This is a genomic window from Acinetobacter entericus (genome assembly GCF_026168575.1).
Classification (GTDB): Bacteria; Pseudomonadota; Gammaproteobacteria; order Pseudomonadales; family Moraxellaceae; genus Acinetobacter; species Acinetobacter bouvetii.
In genome coordinates this window covers 1-780 of record NZ_JAPEQW010000116.1, presented here as the reverse complement: position 1 = coordinate 780, position 780 = coordinate 1, and the positions used below count along the sequence as shown (strand labels likewise).

General features: G+C 42.2%; 1 protein-coding gene. It reads left to right on the top strand.

Features of this window, described 5'->3' with window-relative positions; all coding sequences use genetic code 11:
• On the top strand, positions 1 to 600 hold a 600-nt coding region (locus OKC24_RS19810), incomplete at its 5' end, for a discoidin domain-containing protein (protein WP_265466302.1).
• Between the last annotated feature and the right edge of the window lie 180 nt (positions 601 to 780).

Below are 780 nucleotides of genomic sequence, written 5' to 3'. Positions count from 1 at the left end.
ATGATTTTTGCAGGTGAAGTGCGAACATATATTGATAATGATATTGATGCTGGTCAAACATATTACGTACGCATTGGTTCTGTTAAAAATAGTGTAGAGAAAATGAGTGATGAAGTTGCTGTAGATGCATTTAAGCCGCATCGTTTCCGCTGGTTGCTTATCTATATAACAGAAAATAACGGAGCTGCTTATACGTCAATTCAAGAGGTTGCAATAGCTAGCACAATTGGTGGTGAAGATGTAACAACACCAGAAATGGGAACAAGTCAGAGCAGTTATTACGCTGCAGATAATGCGAAGGCTTCTAAGCTGGTTGATAAAAACTTCCTTGACGCGCAGTTTGGTTCGTGGATTTCGGCAACTGATGTTTTGTCTCCGCATTGGGTTGCTCTTGATTTTGCAGAAGTTACAGATTTTGCTGAGCTGAAAATTTGGCCGCAAAATTATGCGGGCGGTACTGCACGTGCACCAAAGGATTTTGTTGTACAGGGTTCAAATAATGGTTCTGATTGGAGCACAATTGCTTCATTTACTGGCGTTACCGATTGGATTGCTGGCACGCCAAAAATATTTAACTTGGTTTCTAGTGAAATTACTTAAAGCACCGAAAGGTGCTTTTTTATTGCCAAAAATTAGGGGGAATTAATGGAGCCAGTCTCTACAAGCGGTTTTGCCGCATTTTTAAAGTTTTATGGTGCTGCAGTGGCTGTCACACTGGCCATCTGCTTGGTTGCCACAGTTGTCATCATGATGAGGCTGCCGCGTTCGCCGCAGGAATGG